Consider the following 2,183-nt stretch of genomic DNA (forward strand, 5'->3'; position numbering starts at 1 on the left):
GCGCCGGGCTGCTCGGCTCCAGCGCGGGGCCCGCCGGCGCCTCCGCGGACGCTTTCGCGGGCGCCCCCGTCACCGGCCCGGCCCTTCTGCCTTCCTCGGCCGCCGCCCGCGTCGACGGATCGCTGGTGGCGCCCTTCGGCCGGCATCTCGCCTTCGGCTCCGACCCGAAGACCAGGATGACGGTCTCCTGGCAGGTGCCGTTCGCGGTCAAGAAGCCGTTTCTGCGGGTGGGACCGAAGCCCTGGGAGCTGAGCCGGCGGATCGAGGCGGAGGTACGGCCGCTGCACACTCCGTCCCTGTCGGCCGCGCTGCCCGCGGTGGACCAGTACTACCTGCATGTGGCGCTGGAGCGGCTGCGGCCCGGCACCACGTACTACTACGGCGTGGGCCACGAGGGCTTCGACCCGGCCGATCCGCGCCACTTCTCCACCATCAGCACCTTCCGTACCGCGCCCACAGCGGCCCGTAGCGAGTCCTTCGTGTTCACCGCCTTCGGCGACCAGGGCGTCTCGTACGACGCGCTCGCCAACGACCAGGTGATCCTGGGCCAGAATCCGGCCTTCCATCTGCACGCGGGCGACATCTGTTACGCGGACGGCAGCGGCCAGGGCTCCTCCTCCGACACGTACGACGCCCGGGTCTGGGACCAGTTCCTCGCCCAGACCGAGACCGTGGCCTCGCGCGTGCCGTGGATGGTCACGACCGGCAATCACGACATGGAGGCGTGGTACTCGCCCGACGGCTACGGCGGCCAGAACGCGCGCTGGACTCTGCCGGACAGCGGTCCCGATCCCGTGAGGTCGCCGGGCGCGTACTCCTTCACGTACGGCAATGTGGGCGTGGTGGCTCTGGACGCCAACGACGTCTCGCACGAGATCCGCGCCAACACGGGCCATACGGACGGCGCCCAGACGCGCTGGCTGGACCGGCGCCTCGGCGAACTGCGCGCGGACCGGGACATCGACTTCGTCGTGGTCTTCTTCCACCACTGCGCGTTCTCCACGACCAGCGCGCACGCCTCCGACGGCGGTGTGCGCGAGGCCTGGGTGCCGCTCTTCGACAAACACCGCGTCGATCTCGTCGTCAACGGCCACAACCACGTGTACGAACGCACCGACGCGCTGCGCGGCGGCGCGATCGGCCGCCGCGTGGAGATCGGCGGATCCGTCAACTCCGCACGGGACGGCATCGTGTACGTCACGGCCGGCGGCGCGGGCAAGGCGCTGTACAGCTTTCCGGTGCCGGACAGCTACGAGGCCCGTCCGGCCGAGGTGGAGAGCGTGCCCTCCTACCACTGGGAGCCCGGCGGCGCGAAGGCCGCCGAGACCGTGGAGTGGTCACGGGTGCGCTACACCGGATTCTCCTTCCTCGCCGTCGAGGTGACGACGGGCCACCGCCCGCAGCTGAAGGTCACCGCACTCGCGGAGACCGGCGAACGGGTGGACCACTTCACGGTGACCCGCGACGGACGCGGGTGATCGCGTCCAACGGCTCGGGGTGAGCTGACAGACGCTCGGTTCCAGGCCGTCCTGGACTCCATCCGGGTGTCCCGGCGCGGACCGGGACGCCCGCGCACCCGACCGGCTGAGGGCCGCGCGGACAAGACGTACGGCTTCCGCGCCAACCGCGCCCACCTGCATCAACGTGTCACCCGCGAGGTATCCGGCACCGGCAGTCCTCTCACCGACAACTTTCCACTCCTTGACAATCTTTTTTGTCGGATGGATTCTGGAGCGGTGCTGGACATCGCTGTGATCGAAGAACCCGCCGCGGCCGAGGCGTCCCTGGACCCGATACGGGCCCGGATCCTCGCCGCTCCGGCCGAGCCCGGCTCGGCCGCCATGCCGGCCGTCCGCCTCGGGCTGTCACGGCAGAAGGCCAACCACCACCTGAAGGAGCCGGCGCGGCATGGACTGGTCGAGCCGGCCGAGGAACGGCGCAAGGGCAACGTCACCGACGGGTGTACCGCGCCACGGCCGCCTCGTACGTGATACCGCCCAGCGCCCTGGCCGCCGTGAGTCCGGATCCCTCCCGCTCTCCCGACCAGCTCTCCGCTCTCCGCCCGCCTGCTGCCGGCGCTGGGCGCCCGGCTGGTCATCGAAAACCGCACACACGGAACACTCAAGGAATCTCAATGATCGTGTCAAGCCGCTTGCGTGACCGGTGGGGCGGAGGTGAACAGC

General features: G+C 70.5%; 1 protein-coding gene and 1 pseudogene. Both read left to right on the plus strand.

Annotated elements, in window-relative coordinates; all coding sequences use genetic code 11:
• Nucleotides 1–1,478: purple acid phosphatase family protein (locus tag GA0115259_RS32285; protein ID WP_107469321.1), on the plus strand; the 1,478-nt coding region annotated here is incomplete at its 5' end.
• A gap of 258 nt (nucleotides 1,479–1,736) precedes the next feature.
• Nucleotides 1,737–2,080: pseudogene (locus GA0115259_RS32290) on the plus strand (ArsR/SmtB family transcription factor); the annotation flags it as partial.
• Nucleotides 2,081–2,183: the final 103 nt, after the last annotated feature.

It is taken from the genome of Streptomyces sp. MnatMP-M17, from assembly GCF_900091995.1.
Taxonomy (GTDB): Bacteria; Actinomycetota; Actinomycetes; order Streptomycetales; family Streptomycetaceae; genus Streptomyces.